The following is a 19,217-nucleotide window of genomic DNA, read 5'->3' on the forward strand; positions in this document are numbered from 1 at the left end:
CCCGTACCCGGACGGCACGAAACCTTTCTCAGATAGCAGCGTCCGGGATGAGTTTCTCGGCACGGTAGCGGTCGAACAGCGACGTGAAAGAGTCGACTGTGCGGTGGTGCGGTGTGAAGCCGGCGAGGCGGCTTTTAGTGATGTCGGTGAAGACTTCGATATTGCGGCCGAGGTCCGCATCGGTGTGCCACCACGACGCGATGCGCCCCAGGTCGGGCTCGACAAGGCCGTGCTCCCTTGCGATATCTGTCCAGACCGGTTCCATGTCGGCCATCTGTACGTCGAGTGGGCGCGGCGCGTCAACGAATCCTTCAGGTTCGACGCCGAAGTAGGCGGCGATCTTCGGCGACATCGCGCGCCAGCGGAAGACGTCACCGTTGACCACGTTGAACGCTTCGTTGGCACCGGCATCCGTTGTTGCGGCCCAGACCATCTGTTCGGCGAGGATCGTCGCATCCGTCATATCGGTCACACTGTTCCACTGCGTCTCGCTGCCGGGGAACACGAACGGAATACCCAGATGCTTGCACAGGGAAGCTTGGGCGGCGAGGGTGAGACCCATGTTCATGAGGTTGCCGACCGCGTGGCCGATCACGGTGTGCGAGCGGTGCACCGACCAGGTGAATCCTTGGCGAGCGGATGCCGCGAACAGCTCGTCCTCCTGCGCGTAGTAGAAGTTGGCCACGTCGAGGCGCGGTTCGTCCTCGCTGAACGGGGTGTCAGGCATGGTGCCCTGCCCGTAGGCCTCGAACGGGCCAAGGTAGTGCTTGAGCCCGGTGACAAGGGCGACATGTCGAACGGGCGCGTGGGCGAGCGCGGCGAGGAGGTCGCGCACCATGCCGGCGTTCACCTCGATGTTGAGTTCCTCGGTGGCTTGGAGAGACCACGCCGTGAAGAACACCTGATCGGGCTTCTCGTTGGCCAGTGCTCGGTGGAGGTCGGCGGGGGACCGCAGGTCGGCTTGGATCCAGCGCACGCCGGGCAGGTCACGGCCGACGCGGCGGGCCAAGGCGAGCACATTCCAACCCTCGGCGGAAAGCTGGTCGACGACGGCGGAGCCGGTGATGCCGGAAGCTCCCACGACGAGGGCGGTGCGGGAGTGGGGCTGGGTCGAGGTAGTCATTACTGGGTGCAACCACCAGGGGTGGCGGGTATTCCGCTCTTGTGAGTGACAACGCTCTTGATTACGCCCGTCGACTGCGGCCGGCCGGCAAACTCGCCGGTCGACAGCGTTGGGTCAGCTGAGGGCTGCCCTCAAAGACAATCGCTCGGCGTCCGCGCCCAGACCACGGTGGCCAGGATGGTCATGGGCAGCTGGGCGCAAGGCGGTGTAGGGGCGCGCAGGGAGCATCCGCTTTGAAATGTGTGTGGCACTTTCGCCTGCGGGCGGCCGATTCTACAGTGATGGTAGGCAATCTCTATAACGCTCGATGGCTCGGTGCGATGGTATGACTTTCAGTCCTTCAGGTTCTTGTTGCCGAACATCTGAAAGGTCGCGCCATGTTCGAACTCATTCTGGCCGCCACCGCCCGCAGCTACTTCTTCCTGCGCCGGTTCATGCCGACCGCCATCGTGATCGACGCCATCAATACGCGGCGTGGGCTGAAGTGGGGCGTGCCTGCGATGCTGCTAGCGTTCCCGTATGCGCTCGCTGCAATCTATTGCCGAGCTCAGGTAGATGACGGTGGTTCCGGTTGGCTGAACCTGCTCGTGATTTTGTGTCTTTGGGATACCTTGAAGCTTCTTCTGATCGGGCCGATCAGCCTGCTGAAGTTGATCGCGGTACGCGTTCGCGAAGCAGTGGCACGCCGTCGCAGGACCAGGACGCTGCTCGCCGACGGCGTTGAGCCCTTCGGTGAGCGGATGCTCGCAGGCTGACAACCAGGCCCGACTTGCCCTAGAATATGATTTAGCAGTCATATTTGGAGGTGAGGTTCTCATGGCCGTCTCATCCACTCTCGTGCGGGCCGCTCGTCGGAGTAAACATCTCACGCAGGCGAGGTTGGCAGAGCTCACGGGCATCGATCAGGCCAGCGTCTCCCATCACGAGCGCGGACGAGACGCGGCGTACAGCACGGTTGATCGGCTGCTCGCCGGCGCCGGGCACCGCCTCTATGCCGCTCCCACACGTCGAGACGACGCGGCCAGCGCGGCAGAAGCCATTCGTGAATACCTTCGGGTCGACGACGCCGACCGGGCGCTCCGGGCGCTCATCCAGCTCAACGATAACCTCACCGCCGAACACGGACTCGTTCGAGGAATTCTTGGGCTGACGGAGCCCGAACCGACCGGAGATCCCGTGTGGGATGCCGCCATCGCGGCCCTGGTCGCGTGGAGGCTCAATGAGGAACGCGTTCCTCTCCCTGAATGGGTGAACAACCCGGATCGCAAGCTCTCCGTACCTGTCGCCTTCCGCGTCGACCCGGCCGACCCCTCGCCCGAACCCGGTGATGTGCCCAACGAATTCGCCGAACGCGGCATCCTGGCGTGGGCCGACACCTTCGCGAGCGTTTGATGTCAGGTACTGCCCTCGACCGTGGCGACATCATTATCGGTCTGCGTGAGCTTGTTGCCGAACTTCGTGATGCGGGCGAGGTGGCTGGGATTCGGCTCGTCGGCGGGGCCGCACTCGCCCTGCGCTACTTCGACCGGGGCACCACGCAGGACTTAGATGTCCTTCATGTTCATCCCGGCTCGGACGAGTCCGTCGCAGCCGCGGCGGGGCGGGTCGCCTGGCGGCACGGGTGGGATGCGCACTGGCTGAACTTCGAGGTCACGAACGCCGACGCCATCCCCACTCTCGGCCGCGCCATCGAATGGGAGACGATTTACGATCAGGGCGGCATCGTCATTGAGGTGGCATCAAAAGAGGCGATGCTGGCCATGAAACTCCGAGCAAACCGGCCCGGGCGCGATACCCGCGACATCCGCCTCCTGCTCGCTCTGTGTAATATCTCCACGATCGCGGACGCGGAGCAGTTCTACGAGGAGTTCTATCCGGGCGACCTTCTCGTGCCACGGGCAGAGATGATCGTGACGGCAATCCTCAGCGGCGAACCAACACCGGTTCCCCCGTCTCCTGGTCCGGTCGAAATCTGACGCGAGAGCCGACACTCATTGGCCACCACTCGTGAAGGTTTTTGCATTCTCATCTGGCCCCACCGCCCGACCTAGCATGAAACGTTTTTCTCGTCAGCGATGGCAAGAGTGGGCGCGTTGAAAATCTCGTGGAGCCAGGAGTCCGAGAACGGGTGAGCGTCGTCGCACGACGCGAGCGCGACTCGCTGACGGCGGGGGAGCGTTGACTATCCGGTGCTCGCGACAAGTCGACACTGACAGCACGTCACGGTCGGCGCACCTCTCGTTAGCGGCATGATTGGCGCACCCACGACCGCGCACAAGAGGCTTCACCATGACGATCTCGCAGGAGCAGTTCGACGACCTGCTCAGCCGCACCGCGCTGGCTGCGCTGTCCTACTATCCGGAGACCGCCGTCGATGATGACGGCCACAATCTGGAGAACGACATCGCGTACTGCCGGGAGCCCATCGCCGGGATCGCGGACGAAGACGCCGAACGGCTCCGCATTGCGGTCGGGCGAGTGATCACGAATCCGACGGCGCATCGCTCTGAAATCCTCGCGCTGGTCATCGAGCTGGCTCCGTCGCCTGCCGAGGAGCCGCGATCGTGAACGACCCATCTGAGGAAGGCGCCGCGGCGCGGAAGTCGCTGGCGGAGCATCCGTCTGTCGGTGATTCGGCGGAGAAGCGGCGTCAGTATGTGGCGGCGAACCGCGACCGGATCCGCGAGTTGAATCGGCTCTGGCGGTCCGAGCATCTCGATCGGGCCCGGGAGCTCAATCGGGATTCGATGCGTCGGGCCGCGGCTCGCCGGCATCGGGAGGCGGAGGTGCGGGCGCGGGGGAGGGAGCGGGCGAAGCGGTGGCGGGTGGAGCATCCGGAACGTCGGCGTGAGTATCAGCAGCGGTGGGTGGCGGAGAATCGCGAGAAGGTGCGCGAGTACTACAACCGCGACTACGAGGCCCATCGCGACGAGGTGAACACCCGGGCCGCGGCCAGGCGGGATGCCGACCCGGAGCGCACGAAGCAGATCACCCGGCAGTGGGCCGAGCGCAACAAGGAGCAGCGTGCCGAGTTGCAGCGCAATCGGCGGAGTGATCCCGAGGTCTACCAGTCCGAGCTGGAGGCCAACGCCGCAGCGCGACGGCTGAAGCGCAGCCAGAGTCGGGCCGGCCTCCCGCCGAAGCGTATTCACATGGCCACCGCGGCTGAGCGTCGGGCCAACGAGCGCGAGGCCGACGCGTATTTCAATGACCCGTCGCGGCCCGAGCATCTGCGGCAGTTCACCGTGTTTGCCGAATCGCTCACCGAGCACATGCTCAAGAACGGTGCTCGCATGCGCGAGTTCGCCGAGGCCTACGTGGAGCGCAGGGCTCGAATGGGACTCCCGCCCGTGCCGGTTGAAAACATCGTTTACGCCCGCGCCGTCGAGATAGTTGCAGTGCGGATGCGCCGGGTCGACCTGCTGACCGGCCGCGACGTCGCGGCGGCCGTGCGGAGTACCAGGGCAGAGGTCCGGAGGGAGGAACGGCAACGGCAGTTCGATGGACTCGTGAGAGCTGTCGTGGTGCAGGTGCACCGCAATAGGGCTCGGCTGGCCGCCGAGGCAACGATTGAGAATCAGGCGAGATCCCATCGGGGCAAGCCGAACGCGCCAATAGAGGACTTGGCCGTGCAACTCGCAATGCGTGAGGTCGTTGCGGGCGTGCCTAAAGGCAGACTGACGATCGACGATGCACGAAACGCTGCACGCCTCGCGACACTCCGGACGGCGTTGTATCGCCAAGTTCGCGCCGACGCAGTGAAAGATCCGGTGTGCCGACTGCCTGGATAGGTGACCGGTGACTTGCGGTCAAAGGTCGCGGGTCGAAGCGACTGCGAGAGGCCGGGAATTACTCGGGTTTGCGGTATCCGAGGGTGCGAGAGATCTCGTCGGCTTTTGCACGCACGTTGGCACCGAGCCGGTCCAGGCCGGCCAGATCGAATCGCTCGCGCGGCGTCGAGACGCTCATGCCCGCTACGACCCTGCCGCTGCTGTCCATGATGGGCGCGCCGACGCAGCAGATGCCCGGTTCGTTCTCCTCCAGGTCGGTGCTGAATCCGCGTGAGCGGTCCTGAGTCAGTGTTGCTTGGAGCGCCACAGCATTGACCGCCTCCACGCGTCGGCTGTTGGTTTCCCGCAGAACATTGTCGAGAACCTCCGTCGAGGCGTAGGCGAGAAATGACTTGCCGATGGCGGTACTGAAGGCGGGGCCGGTGCCGCCGACCTGCGAGACCATGCGTACGCGTCGGGTGCTGTCGATCTTGTCGATATAAACGATCTGGGGGGATGCAAGCACGCCGAGGTGGCAGGTTTCATTCGTTTCATCGCGCAGGGAGACCAGGAAAGGGCGGGCCTCACTGCGCACATCGAGGCCATCGAGAAACGCGCCGGACAGAACGAGGGTCGCGGCGCCAAGCGCCTGCAAGCCGTCTGGGGTCTCACGCACCAGGTTGCGCTTGCGCAGCGTGGCGAGAAGCCGGTGAGCGGTCGTCATGGTGATGCCCGTCTCGCGGGAGAGTTCGGCGAGGCCGATTCCCTGCGGATGCGCGGCAAGCGTGAAGAGGATGTGACCGGCGCGGTCGACCGCGCCGAGGCCTTCTGGTCCCTTGCGCTCCGGTGCCGCATGCGGCTGGTCGGTGTTCGGGGTCATTCGCTTGTCCAGTGCTCGCAACGGCATACTTCGATCGCTTCCACTCTATCGACCGCCTAAGCACCCGGCCAAGTTGAGAATATAGATTGCTAGTTACTGTTGTGGAATGCTCTTTCACAAAGTACAGTGATGATTCGGATCTGGCGGAGAGTTCACGCGGACCGGGTCAAAAGAGAGATACGACAGAGCCGTCATTCCTCGTCTGAATTGCCCGGCGTCGACAGGCTCACGCATCAAGGGGAAGAGACGAAAATGAAAACCACCAAGATTCTCGGATTGAGCATGACGGCTTTGCTTTCGGTCTTCATGTTGGCCGGTTGCAGCGCGGCCGCCTCAGACGGCGATGCGGCTGTGAACACCACGGTGTTGAAAGTGGCCTTCAACCAGAACGCGTCGCATCCGCAGGCCGTCGCCATTCTCGAGCTGAGCGACAAGCTCAAGGACGCCACCGACGGAGCCTACGAACTCGAGCTCTTTCCCGACGAACAACTCGGATCTCAGGCCGAGACCATCGAACTGGTGCAAACCGGTGCCGTCGATATGGCGATTGTGGCTGGCCCGTTGATGGAAGCCTTCAATGCCGACTTCGCTGTGCTCAACCTCCCATACCTGTACGACTCGGCCGAACACCAGATGTCGGTGCTCAACGAGCCCGACGTGACCGGCGACCTGTACAGCTCGCTCGCCGAGACGGAGACCCTGAGTGTTGTCGGCGCGTATCACGGCGGAGTCCGCAACGTGTACACCGTCGATGGCCCGATCGAAACGCCAGCCGACCTGGCCGGACAGAAGATCCGCGTCATCGCCTCGGACACCAACGTTTCCATGATGGAACTTATGGGCGGCGTCGGTACCCCGCTGGCCCAGGGCGAGGTCTACACGGCCATCCAGTCGGGTGTGCTCGACGGCGGCGAGAACAACGAGCTGATCTTCGCCGACCTGGCGCACTCCGAGATTGCGCCGTTCTATTCCTATACGAAGCACCTCATGATTCCTGACTACCTCGTCGCGAACTCCGACGTGCTCGCCGCGTTCAGCGACGCCGATCGCGCCACCTTCGACTCCCTATTTGCCGAATCGGTCGATAGCGAGCTCGCTGCCTTTGACGAGATGGTCGTGGCCGCCAAGACAAAGGCTGAGGCAGCCGGAGCCGAGTTCAACGAGGTGGACATCGACGCATTCCGTGACGCCGTTGCACCGCTGCTCAAGGACAAGATCAACAATGATGTGACCCAGGCGATCTTCGACAAGATCGAAGCCGCCCGCTAACGAGCGCCGCCGCTGCGATGGAAAGCAAGTGAAATGACCAAGCTCAAACAAGCCATCGACCGCGTGCTGCGAACAATTTGCATTGCGTTGTTCACCGCGCTGATACTCCTCGCCAGCTGGCAGGTGATCACCCGGGTCGTTCTCAATGACCCAAGCGTGTGGACCGAAGAGGCCGCCCGATACACATTTATCTGGCTCAGCCTGATCGGAATCTCGATCGCTACCGGTGAACGTGCCGACGTGGCCATCGACTTCGTCGTGCGCAAGCTTCCCGTCGCCGCGCAGCGGTGGGTCACCGCTGTGGCCTACCTCACCGCCTTGGCCTTCTCTACGATCATCATGATCTGGGGCGGCTACCTGAACGTTGTTCTCGGCTGGAACCAGGCCAACCCGGTGTTGCCGGTGAGCCAGGGAATGCTCTACCTAGCTGTACCGATCGCCGGGCTGCTACTCACGTTCTACCTCTGCTACCACTTCATACTCATCATCTCGGCCCGCGAAGACGCCTCAGCGCCCGAAGAAATGCAGGTCGAACTGTGAGTGACGCCCTGATCGTTTCGATCATTCTCATCGGCGGCATGGTGCTGTTGCTCACCATCGGCGCCCCGATCAGTATCAGTGTCGGTCTGCCGTCTGCCATCTCCACGATTTACGTTCTCGGATTCGAGAACGGTGCCATCGCCTCGGCCCAACGCCTGTTCAACGGCGTCAATTCGTTTGCACTCCTCGCCATACCGTTTTTCATCCTGGCCGGGGTGATAATGAATAACGGAGGCATAGCCATCCGTTTGATCAATCTGGCCAAGGTGATGGTCGGGCGAACGCCGGCACCGTTGATTCAGACCGGCGTTCTGGCGAGCATGCTGTTCGGCGCGGTCAGCGGTTCGGCCGTGGCGACCGCCGCGGCTGTCGGCTCGACCACTTCACCGATCATGGCCAAGCAGGGGTATGACCGTGCCTTCGGTGCTGCGGCCAATGTGGCTGCCGCTCCGAGCGGACTGCTCATTCCGCCGAGCAACACCCTCATCATCTACGCGCTGGCGAGCGGCGGCACCTCGGTCGGGGCACTCTTTTTGGCCGGCTACATCCCCGGAATTCTGTGGGGACTTACCTGCATGATCGTGGTCTACTTCTACGCCCGTCGCCACCCCGAACTCAAGGCTGCGGCCTGGGCCACCCCGCGCGAGGCCCTCAAGGTGTTCGTGCAGGCTCTGCCGTCGCTCAGCCTGATCGTGATCGTTATTGGCGGCATCGTCGGGGGCATCTTCACCCCCACCGAAGGCGCGGCCGTTGCGGTGGTCTATTCCCTGCTGCTGTCGTTCATCTACCGCACCATCAAATTCGCCGACCTGCCGGGTATTCTGCTCGCGGCCACCCGCACCAGCTCGGTCGTTATTTTTCTGATAGGTGTGTCGACGATCATGTCGTGGGTGATGAGTTACACCCGCATTCCCACGCTTCTCGCTGAGTCTCTGTTTGGATGGACGGACAGCAAAATCGTCGTGCTGCTCATCAGGATGATCGTGCTGCTGATCATCGGTATCCCGCTCGACGCGACTCCGGCGATTTTGATCTTCACGCCTATCTTCCTGCCGATCGCCATGAGCTACGGCGTCGACCCGGTGCACTTCGGCATCATGATGGTCTTCAACCTGTCGATCGCCGTGATCTCGCCGCCATCCGCTCCGGTGCTCTTCGTCGGCGCGCAGGTCGCGGGTGTGCCGATCGAGCCGGTCATCGTCAAGCTGCTGCCGTTCTTAGCCGCGCTCATCGTGCTTCTCTTCATCATCACCTTCGTGCCGGACCTCTCCCTATGGCTGCCGCGCCTGCTCGGATTCATGCCTTAGTTCGCACTACTTTCACAATCAAGACGGTCCTGACCGAAAGGCTCCTTGCATGCGAGACACCAAGTACCGGCACGTCGCCGACCTGCTGCGCGATTCCTTCACGGGTCTCGCCGACGGGAGCCGGCTTCCGTCGGAAAAGGAGCTCGCGAAACACTACGACGTGAGCCTCATGACCATTCGACGTGCCATGGAAGTTCTCGACACCGAAGGGTTCGTCAACCGCATCGTGGGTAGCGGAACCTTTGTGCAACGTCGCATCGTAGCCAAAGGCGACGTTCTCACGTCGTTCTCGGAAGACATGCGCATGCGCGGCCTCGAGCCGTCGACGCGCCTGATCGGGTTTGAAATCGTTCCGGCAGCGGATGACGTCGTGCGCGATCTGCGACTACGTTCCTCAGAGAAGGTAGTTGCGATCGAACGTCTCCGCCTGGCGGATGGCCTGCCGATGTGTCTCGAGGTCGCGCATCTCCCGGCACGGTTTGCCCAGGCCCTCGAGTCAGGTGACCTCAACGGCTCGCTGCACGAACTGCTCAGCGCCAGCGGCACGGTTATCTTGACCGGCACCCGGCGCATCCGCGCGGTATCGGTTGGCGACCGGGTGGCCACCCTGCTCGGCCTCACCGGGTCAGAGCCCGCCCTGCAGATCGTGCAGGTGTTCTTCGACGCCCAGGCACGACCGGTGGAACGCTCCAGTTCGCTGTTTCGCGCCGACCGCTACGAAGCGTTCTCCCGAGTGCGCAAAGCGGATGCCCGCAAACCCGTCGACGCACCCACCGACTGACCCCCATTACCTCAAACAATTCAGCACAGTAGACAAGGACGAACGATGCAAAGTGCAAGCTACATTGGCCAGGGCGCAATTGACATCGCCACGATTGATCCGGTTGCTCCGGCAGCCGGGCAGGTTCAGATCGCGGTCGCCTACACGGGCCTCTGCGGCACCGACCTGCACATTCTGCACGGCAACATGGACTCGCGGGTCGAGCTGCCGGCGATCATCGGCCATGAAATGTCGGGCCGCATCGCCGCCATCGGTGCTGGCGTCACCGAATGGGCCATTGGTGACCCGGTCACCGTGATGCCGTTGGACTGGTGCAACGACTGCCCGGCCTGCCGAGCTGGCAACCAGCACGTGTGCCAAAACCTCAACTTCATCGGCATCGACTCGCCCGGATCGCTGCAGGAACGCTGGAACGTTCCCGAAAACGTCGTGGTGCGTCTACCTGAAGGGCTTCGCCTCGATTACGCTGCGCTCGTCGAACCGGTCGCGGTTGCGGTGCACGACGTACGCCGTGCGTCGATCGTGGCCGGCGAGAAGGCGGTCGTCATCGGCGGCGGCCCGATCGGTGTACTCATCGCGACGACGGCCCGTCACTTTGGTGCCGAGGTCGTCGTGATCGAACTCGACGACAAACGCAGGGCTGCGGTCGAAAGCCTGGGCTTCGAGGTGCTCGATCCGAAGACCGTCGACCAGGTCGAATGGGTCACGAACTGGACCGGGGGAGCAGGCGCAGATGTCGTTTTCGAGGTCTCGGGAGCGGCATCCGCTGTTCTCGGAGCGACCGGCCTGTGTAAGGTTCGCGGTCGCCTCGTCGTGGTCGCGATTCACCCGCAACCGCGACCAATCGACCTGCAGCGTCTGTTCTGGCGCGAACTCACGATCATCGGTGCCCGGGTCTACGAACGCATCGACTTTGAAAAGGCGATCGAGATGGTCGCGGCCGGTGTCGTGCCGGCCAGCCTGCTGATCACCCGCATCGAACCGCTTGAGAACACCGCCGCGGCGTTTGAGGCCCTCGCCTCGGGTCAAGCCATGAAGATTCTGATCGATTGCCAGCCAGCGTCGATCGCCCACGCAACCGCAGGAGCACACCAATGACTACGAATCCCTTTGACCTGACAGGCAAGGTCGCCGTGGTAACCGGAGCTCGTCGTGGTATCGGCATGGCGATGGCCGAGGGTCTCGCCGCAGCCGGGGCGGACATCATCGGTGTCAGCGTGAACCTCGAACCGACCGGCAGCGAGATCTCCCGTCGCGTCGAGGCGCTCGGTCGCAGTTTCACCGCATACCAGACCGATTTTGCCGACCGCGTGGCCGTGACCGCGCTCGGTGAGCAGCTGGCCGCCCGCCAGGTCGACATCTTGGTCAACAACGCTGGAACGATTCGTCGTGCCCCGGCCGCCGAGCACTCGGACGAATTCTGGGATGAAGTCCTGGCGGTGAACCTGTCATCGCAGTTCGTGTTGAGCCGCGCCGTGGGCGCTTCCATGCTCGCCCGCGGGAGCGGAAAGATCATCTTCACCGCCTCCCTTTTGAGCTTCCAGGGCGGCCTCAACGTGCCCGGCTATGCGGCAGCAAAGTCAGGAGTGACCGGACTGGTCAAGGCTCTATCCAACGAGTGGGCCGGCCGCGGCGTCACCGTAAACGCTATCGCCCCCGGCTACATCGCCACCGATAACACCCAGGCCCTGCAGGACGACGAGAACCGATCGCGGTCGATTCTCGAGCGCATCCCGGCCGGCCGATGGGGAGCCGCCGGCGACCTCGCTGGCGCTACGGTGTTCTTGGCCAGCAGCGCATCGGACTACGTCACAGGCATCACCCTGCCGGTCGACGGCGGATGGCTCGGGCGATGACCGCCCTTCTTCGTCTGGAACAACTCGGCGTCATTCCGGTAGTCGTGCTCGATGATGTCGTACGGGCTGACGACCTGGCGGATGCCCTCGTGGCCGGCGGTCTACCGGTTGCCGAGATCACCCTGCGCACTGGCGCCGGCTTGGCAGCGATTCGCAGCGTCGCAGCCCGGGGTGATGTGCTCGTTGGCGCCGGCACCGTACTCACAGCCGACGACGTCGACCTGGTCGTTGACGCCGGCGCTACCTTCGTAGTCAGCCCGGGCCTCAGCCTCGCTGTCATCGAACGCTGCGCCGCCCGAGGCGTTGCCGTGCTGCCAGGCATCGCCACTGCAACCGAACTCCAGGCCGCGGTCGTTGCCGGGCTTGATCACGTCAAATTCTTTCCGGCTGGAAAGTCAGGCGGGCGGCCAATGATCGAGACCCTCGCTGAGCCCTTTTCGACAGTGCGATTCATGCCGAGTGGTGGTGTCAGCGCCGATAATCTGGCGGACTACCTCGCCAGCCCCACGATTTTTGCCGCCGGTGGTAGCTGGATGGCCAGCCGCGCGCATATTGCGGCGGGAGAGTTCGAGACGATAGCCCGGCTCAGCCGGGCGGCCGTTGACGTGGTGGCCCGGGTACGGTCTGGGGCGCTCGCGTGACGCAGCTGCGCATCCGCTCGGCTGCGGCTTGCCGTTACGACGCCATCTCGCTGGGCGAGGTCATGCTCCGCTTCGATCCGGGAGAAGGCCGTATCCGCACGGCTCGCAGTTTCAACGTGTGGGAGGGCGGCGGCGAATACAACGTGGCCCGCGGACTGTCGCGCACCTTCGGCCAACGCACGGCCGTGGCCACCGCGCTCGTCGACAACGAACTCGGCCGGCTCACCGAGAACCTGATCCTGGGCGGCGGAGTCGACACCGCCCTTATCAACTGGCTTGACTTCGACGGCGTCGGGCGCACCGCACGCAACGCACTCAACTTCACCGAACGCGGGTTCGGCCTGCGCGGCGCCATGGGCGTCTCGGATCGCGGGCACAGCGCAGCGTCGCAGCTCACACCCGACAGTTTCGACTGGGACCACCTGTTTGGTGAAATCGGCGTGCGGTGGCTGCATACCGGCGGCATCTTTGCAGGGCTCTCCGACACGACCGCCGCCACAGCCATCGCGGCGATGACGGCCGCTCGCCGCCACGGCACCATCGTGTCGGTTGACCTCAACTTTCGGCCGAGCCTATTCACCGGTGCAGGGGACGAAGCGCGCGCCACCCGCGTGTTCACCGCGCTCGCTGAGCACGCCGACGTGCTCATCGGCGGGGCCACCGACTTCACCGATCGACTTGGGATTGCTGAGCCCGACGGAGCCCCCGCCGATCGGCTGGACCTGTTGGCCGCTCGCGTGGTTGAAAAATTCGCCGGGGTCAGCCTCGTGGCGTCGACAGTTCGCCGGGTGCGTTCGGCTTCGGTTAACGACTGGAGCGCGCGCGCCCTCGGCCGAGACGGCCAGAAGGTCCTCTCTCGAGCGTTCGACGACCTGGAAATCATGGACCGCGTCGGCGGTGGCGACGGGTTCGTCTCGGGCCTGGTCTACGGTCTGCTGCAGGGCAAGCCTCTCGCCGAAGCGCTGGAATTCGGCGTCGCGCACGGTGCCCTCGCCATGACCACACCCGGAGACAACTCCATGGCGTCACTCGCTGAGGTCGCGGCGCAGGTCAGCGGCACCGGCTCACACGTCCAGCGCTGAGTGCGGGCGCTCCCGATCGGGAGCGCCCGCAGGGCGTGCTATAGCAGGTCGGCGGGGTGCACGTGATCCATATCGTCGAAGGACTTGTTCTCCCCGGCCATCGCCCAGACGAACGAGTAACTTCCCGTACCGAAACCGCAGTGCAGCGACCAGCTCGGGGAGATGACTGCCTGCTGGTTGGCGACCACAATGTGTCGACTCTCTGTCGGCTCGCCGAGAACGTGAAAGACCCGCTGCTCGGCGTCGACGTCGAAGTACAGGTAACACTCGGTTCGGCGGTCGTGGGTGTGCGGCGGCATGGTGTTCCACATACTCCCGGTGGAGAGCTCGGTGACGCCCATGACGACCTGGCAGCTCTGTACGCCGTCGGCGTGGATGTACTGGTTGATGGTGCGCTCGTTCGAGCTCTCTGGGGCGCCGAGATTGCGCACAGCACCCTCCCCGCGTGGCACCAGAACGGTTGGATAGCTCGTGTGTGCGGTCGCCGAGAACAGGTAGAACGCGGCCGGGTCGGCGGCACTGGCGCTCGCGAAGCTCACGTCGACGGCGCCTCGACCGATATACAGGCAAGCGCCCTTCTCGAGCAGGTAATCCTGGCCATCAACACTGATGGTCCCGGCGCTTCCGACATTGACGATTCCAGCTTCGCGGTTGTCGAAGAAGTTCGTGCTGCGCAGGGCGTCAAAACTCGTCAAGCGGATGCTGCCGCCGACCGGCCGCGCGCCCGCCAGCACGACCCGGTCCTCGTGGGTATAGGTCGCACGCAGCTCGTCGTCGGCAAACAGGTCGGTGACGAGGTAATTCGCGCGAAGCGCTGCCGTGTCAAAAGTTTTGATCTGAGCCGGGTTGGTGGAGTGTCGAAGTTGCACAGAGGCCTCTCGTGTTAAGTAGTGGGGCAGGCTGTTACGGAAGCCCATTCCGTTATCTAGTTTAGGTGAAGGCCTGCCTGAGTCACGTTTATTGGCTCTTTGGCGCTGAAAGCGATTGAGACTCTCAGTAGACGCCCGCGAAGCGAGGGACCTTGTGCCACTACCCGGCTCGTTCGTCTCATCGGCACATCCGGTTTCGCAACTTTTCGGGAGCCGCTGGTGAAAGGGTTTCGTGACCACAAACGCACCATAAACCCCAAAATAGGACCAGATTCAGGCCGTATTCCGCCGTACAGCGTCTAAGCTAAACTCCATGAGAACCGCGGAATTCCGCGGAAGTCTGCCCCATATGCAGGTGCGCGCCACCACCCCGACGCCTATCATTTGTTCTTGTTCGAGTCCAGGTACCCCAGCACTAGCCCCTGAGTTTCCACGGAAACCAGGGGCATTTCCTGTTTCCAGACACCGCACGCTCGAGGAGTGGCGGCAGACTTGCTCGGAACCGCCATATCGGCGCATATGCGTCGTCGCGTGAGATACCTGCGGTACGGAGTCAAGCGTGGACGTTTGAGCAGGTCCTAACCTGGCAGCGTTGAGGATCGAAGGCGGCCAATTCTCCGGAGGCGAATCCTGAGCAACGTGAACGGACGCCCCAGCCTTGAGACCTGGTCACCCTCGGGTCGTGCAGGCGTTGCCCGCAAGCCAGTCTGGGGGGATACTCACAATATCAGTGGCGTTCCGGAGCGAGCGCGACCGGCATCCGCTTCGCTTCGTCGTCACCCTCCAACGGGAGGTTGTCATGGATGCACGACGGACATTTTCAGTCATCGGCGTCGTTCTCGTCGAGATCGCCCTCGCGGGGGCGACCCTGACGGGGTGCGCCGTCGCCCGGCCCCAGCAGCCCGAGGTCACCCCGAACGCCCCCAGCTCGTCAGCTCCCAGCACGTCGTCGCCGCCGGCGCCGCCTCCCGACACCGGCGGAAGCAAAATATCGGTCGAGCTCGCGCAACTCCCAATCGGCGGCAGTGTGAGTTTTGACGAAAATACGTTTGCCGACAATTGCGTAACGGTGAACTGGATCGTCGAACAGGATAACTCCAGGATTCCGGAGAATGTGCAGATCTGGATCAGCGGTGCCACCTTCACGGACGACGTCTACGCGCTCGCCGATTCTGGATGCAGCGGCGAGAATCCGCCGTGCATCGGGTTCATCTTCGACGTCGCCAACCAGACCTGCGATCTGGCGATCGCGCCGACCGGCAAGCAGCCGAGTTCGCCGGATGTGCAGCTGGACGTGAGCATCTCCGGTGAGGTCACCTGCACTGAGGGTGAGACCTTTGAGTGCGCGAAATTCCTATCCGCGTTAGTCGCCGAGAGCAACCTCAGCATCCCCCTTGACACGCCTCCCGTCGCCAATGCACCTCCCGCGGATGAGAGCTTGGGAGCGACTATGAGCGGACCCGCCTGATGCCCGAACCGGGGGAGAAGGAGGGTGGTGCACAGTTCGAACGCGGGTTGAACGTTCTCGGCAGCATCATCGCTCCGGCGACGCTTCTGGGCGCCCTGCTTTTCTATTTCGGCTACGTTTCGTCTCGGGCCCAGTACGACTACTTCGGCATTGACGTCGACGTCATCGGCCTGAGCACGCAAGACTACGTGATGCGCAGCCCACAGCCGCTCTTGGTGCCGCTTCTCGTGTTCGCGCTGGTCGGCGCAGCCTTGATCGCCTGGCACGCGCAGATCCGACGTCGCTCGAGCCGAGCCGGCTTCGCTGCTGCGGTGAGGCGGGGCGTCGTCGTCGGCCTGGTCATCCTGGGAGTAGGGGTCGTCCTACTCCTCGCCTATCCGATCCGCGCCGGATGGGGCTACTACCCGCTCGTCACCCCGCTCGTCCTGGCGTTTGGCGGCGCGATCGCAGCGTATTGCCTGGGTACCGTGCGGTTCCTGGCTCGCACAGCCGGTGTGAGTCGCCGCCCGCCGACGGGCGTCGTCGTGCTGCTCTGGGCTGCGGTCGCCGCCTGCGTGTTCTGGGCGACGGCCACGGTCGCGCAGTGGTCGGGCCTGGGTCTCGCCCAGCAACAGGCGCGGCGCCCTGACAACCTTCCCAGCGTCATTGTCGACACCGAGGAGCGGCTCTTTCTCCCGGATGAGGCGCGGGTGAACGAGATAGAGCTGCCTGCGTCGGCCGACGAGACGTTTCGGTTCCGCTATTGGGGGCTGCGACTCCTCATTGTCGGAGGGGATCGCGTGTTTCTCATCCCCAACGCCTGGGACAACCACAACACAACTCTCGTGCTGCCGCTCGATGGCTCGGTTCGGCTGCAATTCCAGTTCCGCAATCTTGAGCCCTGAACACATGCTGGACCGAGTCCAAGAAGGTATTTTGCTCGCCGGGTGACGGCGACATCGCCGGCGCGACTCTCGCCGCCGAGGCATCCGCTCTGGATCTGATCGATGAGTACCGGGGAACGAAATGCTCAGGCGTTCTCGAGTTCCGCGATCACAATCTTCTTCTGGCCATCATCACGCCGATCTGCTCGGGTCGGCGAGTCAGATCGGCCATATTCTCGGGGATGATCTGCCAGCTGATACCGAATCGGTCTTTGCACCAGCCGCACTGCTCAGAATCGGGCACGTGGGAGAGCTTGGCCCAGTACGCGTCAATTTCGCCTTCGTCCCGGCACAACACCTGGCGCGACCCGACCAGCTTAACTACCCCCGTTGGGGGGTCATTTTGACGATTCGTGATATAGATTTAAGTGAGGGAAATTCCCCCGGTCGACTCGCGGCAATCCTGCGAGGCGAGGTTGCCGACCGCGAGCCTGTTCTGCTATACCGTGAAGCGTTCCAGCACCGCACGCTCACAGCGCACTCTAGAGATCACGGAAGGCGTGATGACTATGACCCCCCACAACCGCAAGAATCATTCCCGGCCGTCCGCCGCCGCTGATTCCGCCGCTACGGTCAAGGCGAACCTTCCCGGTGGAGACAGCGCGGTAGCGCAAGAGGCGCTTCTGGCGAAGAATTTGCTGCAGCAGACGGTGAGTTTGCAGGACGCGATCTTCAACAGCGCGAACTTCTCCAGCATCGCCACCGACGCCCAGGGCGTCATCCAAATCTTCAACGTCGGTGCGGAGCGGATGCTCGGCTATACGGCGGAGGAAGTGGTGAACAAGATCACTCCGGCCGAGATTCACGATCCGGACGAGATTATTATGCGGGCGGCCCAGCTGAGCCTGGAGTTCGGCACCACGATCCAGCCCGGATTCGAAGCACTCGTCTATAAGGCGAGTCGCGGTATTGAAGACATCTATGAAATCACCAAGATTCGCAAGAATGGCAGCCGGTTTCCGGCCATCGTCTCGGTCACCGCGCTGCGTGATGAAGACGCCGCCATTATCGGCTACCTGCTCATCGCTACCGACAACACGTCGCGTAAGCAGGTGGAGGTCGCCCAATCCGTGCTGGACCAGCGGTTGCGCGACCAGCAATTCTATACGCGCTCACTGATCGAGTCGAATATCGACGCGCTCATGATGACCGACACCCTGGGAATCATTTCCGACGTCAATCAGCAGATGATTGAACTGACCGGCCGAACGCGGGACGAACTCATTGGCGCGCCCTGCCGCAATTTCTTCACTGACCCGGCTCGGGCCGACACGGCAATTCAGCGGGCCCTCACCGAGAGCCGGGTCAATGACTACGAACTCACGGTGCAAGCGCTCAACGGCGATGAAACGGATGTCTCCTACAACGCGGCAACGTTCTACGATCGCGACCGGGTCGTTCAGGGCGTGTTCGCATCTGCCCGGGATGTGACCGAACGGAAGCGGTTCGAACGGGCGCTGAAGGAGACCAACATTGAGTTGGAACACGCCAGCCGGATGAAGACGGAGTTTCTCGCGACGATGTCGCACGAATTGCGCACGCCTCTGAATGCGATTATCGGGTTCTCCGAGGCGCTCAAAGACGGGCTCATGGGTGATATGAGCGATTCTCAGCGGGACTATATCGGAGATATCTTCACCAGTGGACATCACCTGCTCGATCTGATCAATGACATTCTCGACCTGTCCAAGGTCGAGGCTGGAATGATGGATATCGAGCTGGAACCCGTTGATGTGCGCTTGTTGCTCGAGCAGAGCCTGCTGATTGTGCGCGACGGAGCGGCCGCCCACGATATCCAGTTGCGCTTTGAGGGTGCAGAAGACCTCGGCGTGTCGCTTCTCGATATGCGCAAAACCAAGCAAATCGTCTATAACCTGCTGTCGAACGCGGTCAAATTCACGCCCGACCATGGGAATGTCACCCTGATGGCCAAACGGGTGCCGCGGAGTGCCGTCGGAAAAATTGCCGGTTCGTGGCCCGTACACGATTTTCCGCTGCCCGCCAGCACAGTTTTGGACTTCCTCGAAATTCGCGTCGACGACACTGGCATGGGCATTTCCTCCGAGAATATGTCCAAACTTTTTCTCGCCTTCAGCCAGATCGACAGCACCCTCGCCCGACGGTTTGAGGGCACCGGCCTCGGGCTGGCCACGGTCAAGGAGATGGTGGGGATTCAGGGCGGAACGGTGGCCGTGGCCAGCGCCGATGGCGAGGGCTCGACCTTTGTCGTGTGGCTGCCACTGGGAGCCACCGATCAGGTCGCACCGGCCTGGTCGGCGCCGGGAGTCGAATTGACGGGGACCACCGATCGCGAGTCGGCACCGGCGAGCAAGGTGGCGGGCGCAACGGACCGGCCCAAGCCGCATCCGTTTAACCCGGCACCGGCTGCCGTCGCGCCAAAGTCGGCCGAGCCGGAAGCGGCAACGCCGGTTGGACCCGACAAAAAGGTGTACTCGACCACGACCGGCCAGCCGGCCGCCAGGTCGCAGGCGCAGCAGGAACATGAAGCGAAGTCGGAGAAACACGTTGTCCTCGTCATCGAGGATGACGCCAAGAGCGCAGAGGTACTGCGGCTGCTGCTCGAGGCTGAGGGGTTTCGCGTCATCGTCGCCCCTAGCGGGAGTTTCCTAGCTAGCCTCGGTCAGAGTTCCAGAAGTGCTGGTCAACTCGGGTTTTGGCGGCTGGGTTTTGTATGACCTAACTTTTCT

20 protein-coding genes are annotated in these 19,217 nt (G+C 63.1%); 16 read left to right on the forward strand and 4 right to left on the reverse strand.

Annotation, left to right across the window (positions count from 1 at the left end):
- Nucleotides 1–28 precede the first annotated feature (28 nt).
- Complete coding sequence (locus E3T43_RS10860) at nt 29–1,123, reverse strand: SDR family oxidoreductase (RefSeq protein WP_134472467.1); 1,095 nt, start codon at nt 1,121–1,123, stop codon at nt 29–31.
- A 377-nt stretch (nt 1,124–1,500) separates the two neighbouring features.
- Here E3T43_RS10860 and E3T43_RS10865 point away from each other — a divergent pair, with 377 nt between their 5' ends.
- The 5 genes from E3T43_RS10865 to E3T43_RS10885 all read left to right on the forward strand — a co-directional run bounded on the left by E3T43_RS10865 (nt 1,501) and on the right by E3T43_RS10885 (nt 4,914).
- Nucleotides 1,501–1,878, forward strand: a complete 378-nt coding sequence (locus E3T43_RS10865; protein WP_134472468.1) for a sulfate permease — start codon at nt 1,501–1,503, stop codon at nt 1,876–1,878.
- Between the two features lie 61 nt (nt 1,879–1,939).
- Nucleotides 1,940–2,515 (forward strand): helix-turn-helix domain-containing protein, encoded by a 576-nt coding sequence (locus E3T43_RS10870; protein ID WP_134472469.1) that lies wholly within the window; start codon nt 1,940–1,942, stop codon nt 2,513–2,515.
- Nucleotides 2,515–3,099, forward strand: coding sequence for a hypothetical protein (locus E3T43_RS10875; protein WP_134472470.1), 585 nt, complete (start codon nt 2,515–2,517; stop codon nt 3,097–3,099). Before E3T43_RS10870 ends, E3T43_RS10875 begins: the two co-directional genes overlap by 1 nt.
- Nucleotides 3,100–3,412: 313 nt before the next feature.
- A complete protein-coding gene (locus E3T43_RS10880) occupies nt 3,413–3,691 on the forward strand; it encodes a hypothetical protein (protein ID WP_134472471.1) in 279 nt (92 codons plus the stop codon).
- Nucleotides 3,688–4,914, forward strand: a complete 1,227-nt coding sequence (locus E3T43_RS10885) for a hypothetical protein (RefSeq protein WP_134472472.1) — start codon at nt 3,688–3,690, stop codon at nt 4,912–4,914. The genes E3T43_RS10880 and E3T43_RS10885 overlap by 4 nt, the downstream gene beginning before the upstream one ends.
- A 58-nt stretch (nt 4,915–4,972) precedes the next feature.
- Here the strand turns inward: E3T43_RS10885 and E3T43_RS10890 are convergent, their stop codons facing one another.
- Entirely contained in the window at nt 4,973–5,773 is an 801-nt protein-coding gene (locus E3T43_RS10890; protein ID WP_166791308.1) for an IclR family transcriptional regulator, read from the reverse strand.
- Nucleotides 5,774–6,025: 252 nt separating this feature from the next.
- Between E3T43_RS10890 and E3T43_RS10895 the strand changes: the two genes are divergently transcribed.
- The 8 genes from E3T43_RS10895 to E3T43_RS10930 are packed head-to-tail and all read left to right on the forward strand — an operon-like array spanning nt 6,026 to nt 13,249.
- On the forward strand, nt 6,026–7,042 hold the full coding sequence (locus E3T43_RS10895; protein WP_134472474.1) for a TRAP transporter substrate-binding protein: 1,017 nt from the start codon (nt 6,026–6,028) through the stop codon (nt 7,040–7,042).
- Nucleotides 7,043–7,075: 33 nt separating this feature from the next.
- Nucleotides 7,076–7,582, forward strand: coding sequence for a TRAP transporter small permease (locus E3T43_RS10900; RefSeq protein ID WP_134472475.1), 507 nt, complete (start codon nt 7,076–7,078; stop codon nt 7,580–7,582).
- On the forward strand, nt 7,579–8,889 hold the full coding sequence (locus E3T43_RS10905) for a TRAP transporter large permease (protein WP_134472476.1): 1,311 nt from the start codon (nt 7,579–7,581) through the stop codon (nt 8,887–8,889). The genes E3T43_RS10900 and E3T43_RS10905 overlap by 4 nt, the downstream gene beginning before the upstream one ends.
- Nucleotides 8,890–8,938: 49 nt before the next feature.
- Entirely contained in the window at nt 8,939–9,670 is a 732-nt protein-coding gene (locus tag E3T43_RS10910) for a GntR family transcriptional regulator (protein WP_134472477.1), read from the forward strand.
- Between the two features lie 45 nt (nt 9,671–9,715).
- Nucleotides 9,716–10,768: a zinc-binding dehydrogenase gene (locus E3T43_RS10915; protein ID WP_134472478.1), complete on the forward strand. Its 1,053-nt coding sequence runs from the start codon at nt 9,716–9,718 to the stop codon at nt 10,766–10,768.
- Nucleotides 10,765–11,526 carry an SDR family oxidoreductase gene (locus E3T43_RS10920; protein WP_134472479.1) on the forward strand — a complete coding sequence of 254 codons (762 nt, stop codon included), beginning with the start codon at nt 10,765–10,767 and terminating at the stop codon, nt 11,524–11,526. The genes E3T43_RS10915 and E3T43_RS10920 overlap by 4 nt, the downstream gene beginning before the upstream one ends.
- Entirely contained in the window at nt 11,523–12,167 is a 645-nt protein-coding gene (gene eda, locus E3T43_RS10925) for a bifunctional 4-hydroxy-2-oxoglutarate aldolase/2-dehydro-3-deoxy-phosphogluconate aldolase (RefSeq protein WP_134472480.1), read from the forward strand. The genes E3T43_RS10920 and eda overlap by 4 nt, the downstream gene beginning before the upstream one ends.
- Nucleotides 12,164–13,249: a sugar kinase gene (locus tag E3T43_RS10930; RefSeq protein ID WP_134472481.1), complete on the forward strand. Its 1,086-nt coding sequence runs from the start codon at nt 12,164–12,166 to the stop codon at nt 13,247–13,249. Before eda ends, E3T43_RS10930 begins: the two co-directional genes overlap by 4 nt.
- A gap of 38 nt (nt 13,250–13,287) precedes the next feature.
- Here the strand turns inward: E3T43_RS10930 and kduI are convergent, their stop codons facing one another.
- Nucleotides 13,288–14,118: a 5-dehydro-4-deoxy-D-glucuronate isomerase gene (gene kduI / locus E3T43_RS10935; RefSeq protein ID WP_134472482.1), complete on the reverse strand. Its 831-nt coding sequence runs from the start codon at nt 14,116–14,118 to the stop codon at nt 13,288–13,290.
- 730 nt (nt 14,119–14,848) lie between these two features.
- Between kduI and E3T43_RS10940 the strand changes: the two genes are divergently transcribed.
- Nucleotides 14,849–15,586, forward strand: coding sequence for a hypothetical protein (locus E3T43_RS10940; protein WP_134472483.1), 738 nt, complete (start codon nt 14,849–14,851; stop codon nt 15,584–15,586).
- The gene (locus tag E3T43_RS10945) at nt 15,586–16,470 is read left to right on the forward strand and encodes a hypothetical protein (protein WP_198414348.1); all 885 of its coding nucleotides are present in this window, start codon (nt 15,586–15,588) and stop codon (nt 16,468–16,470) included. The genes E3T43_RS10940 and E3T43_RS10945 overlap by 1 nt, the downstream gene beginning before the upstream one ends.
- A gap of 148 nt (nt 16,471–16,618) precedes the next feature.
- Here E3T43_RS10945 and E3T43_RS10955 read toward each other — a convergent pair whose 3' ends face one another.
- Nucleotides 16,619–16,807, reverse strand: coding sequence for a VOC family protein (locus tag E3T43_RS10955; RefSeq protein WP_241978938.1), 189 nt, complete (start codon nt 16,805–16,807; stop codon nt 16,619–16,621).
- Nucleotides 16,808–17,012: 205 nt separating this feature from the next.
- Between E3T43_RS10955 and E3T43_RS10960 the strand changes: the two genes are divergently transcribed.
- Nucleotides 17,013–19,205: a PAS domain S-box protein gene (locus E3T43_RS10960; RefSeq protein WP_198414349.1), complete on the forward strand. Its 2,193-nt coding sequence runs from the start codon at nt 17,013–17,015 to the stop codon at nt 19,203–19,205.
- Nucleotides 19,206–19,217: the final 12 nt, after the last annotated feature.

Origin of the sequence: Cryobacterium sp. Hh7, assembly GCF_004403155.1 — a bacterium.
Lineage (GTDB): Bacteria > Actinomycetota > Actinomycetes > Actinomycetales > Microbacteriaceae > Cryobacterium > Cryobacterium levicorallinum.

Coding starts and splice junctions, on each gene's coding strand:
- E3T43_RS10860 (WP_134472467.1), bottom strand. CDS start 1,123: ATGACTACCTCGACCCAGCCCCACTCCCGCACCGCCCTCGTCGTGGGA.
- E3T43_RS10865 (WP_134472468.1), top strand. CDS start 1,501: ATGTTCGAACTCATTCTGGCCGCCACCGCCCGCAGCTACTTCTTCCTG.
- E3T43_RS10870 (WP_134472469.1), top strand. CDS start 1,940: ATGGCCGTCTCATCCACTCTCGTGCGGGCCGCTCGTCGGAGTAAACAT.
- E3T43_RS10875 (WP_134472470.1), top strand. CDS start 2,515: ATGTCAGGTACTGCCCTCGACCGTGGCGACATCATTATCGGTCTGCGT.
- E3T43_RS10880 (WP_134472471.1), top strand. CDS start 3,413: ATGACGATCTCGCAGGAGCAGTTCGACGACCTGCTCAGCCGCACCGCG.
- E3T43_RS10890 (WP_166791308.1), bottom strand. CDS start 5,773: ATGACCCCGAACACCGACCAGCCGCATGCGGCACCGGAGCGCAAGGGA.
- E3T43_RS10895 (WP_134472474.1), top strand. CDS start 6,026: ATGAAAACCACCAAGATTCTCGGATTGAGCATGACGGCTTTGCTTTCG.
- E3T43_RS10900 (WP_134472475.1), top strand. CDS start 7,076: ATGACCAAGCTCAAACAAGCCATCGACCGCGTGCTGCGAACAATTTGC.
- E3T43_RS10910 (WP_134472477.1), top strand. CDS start 8,939: ATGCGAGACACCAAGTACCGGCACGTCGCCGACCTGCTGCGCGATTCC.
- E3T43_RS10915 (WP_134472478.1), top strand. CDS start 9,716: ATGCAAAGTGCAAGCTACATTGGCCAGGGCGCAATTGACATCGCCACG.
- E3T43_RS10920 (WP_134472479.1), top strand. CDS start 10,765: ATGACTACGAATCCCTTTGACCTGACAGGCAAGGTCGCCGTGGTAACC.
- eda (WP_134472480.1), top strand. CDS start 11,523: ATGACCGCCCTTCTTCGTCTGGAACAACTCGGCGTCATTCCGGTAGTC.
- E3T43_RS10945 (WP_198414348.1), top strand. CDS start 15,586: ATGCCCGAACCGGGGGAGAAGGAGGGTGGTGCACAGTTCGAACGCGGG.
- E3T43_RS10960 (WP_198414349.1), top strand. CDS start 17,013: ATGACTATGACCCCCCACAACCGCAAGAATCATTCCCGGCCGTCCGCC.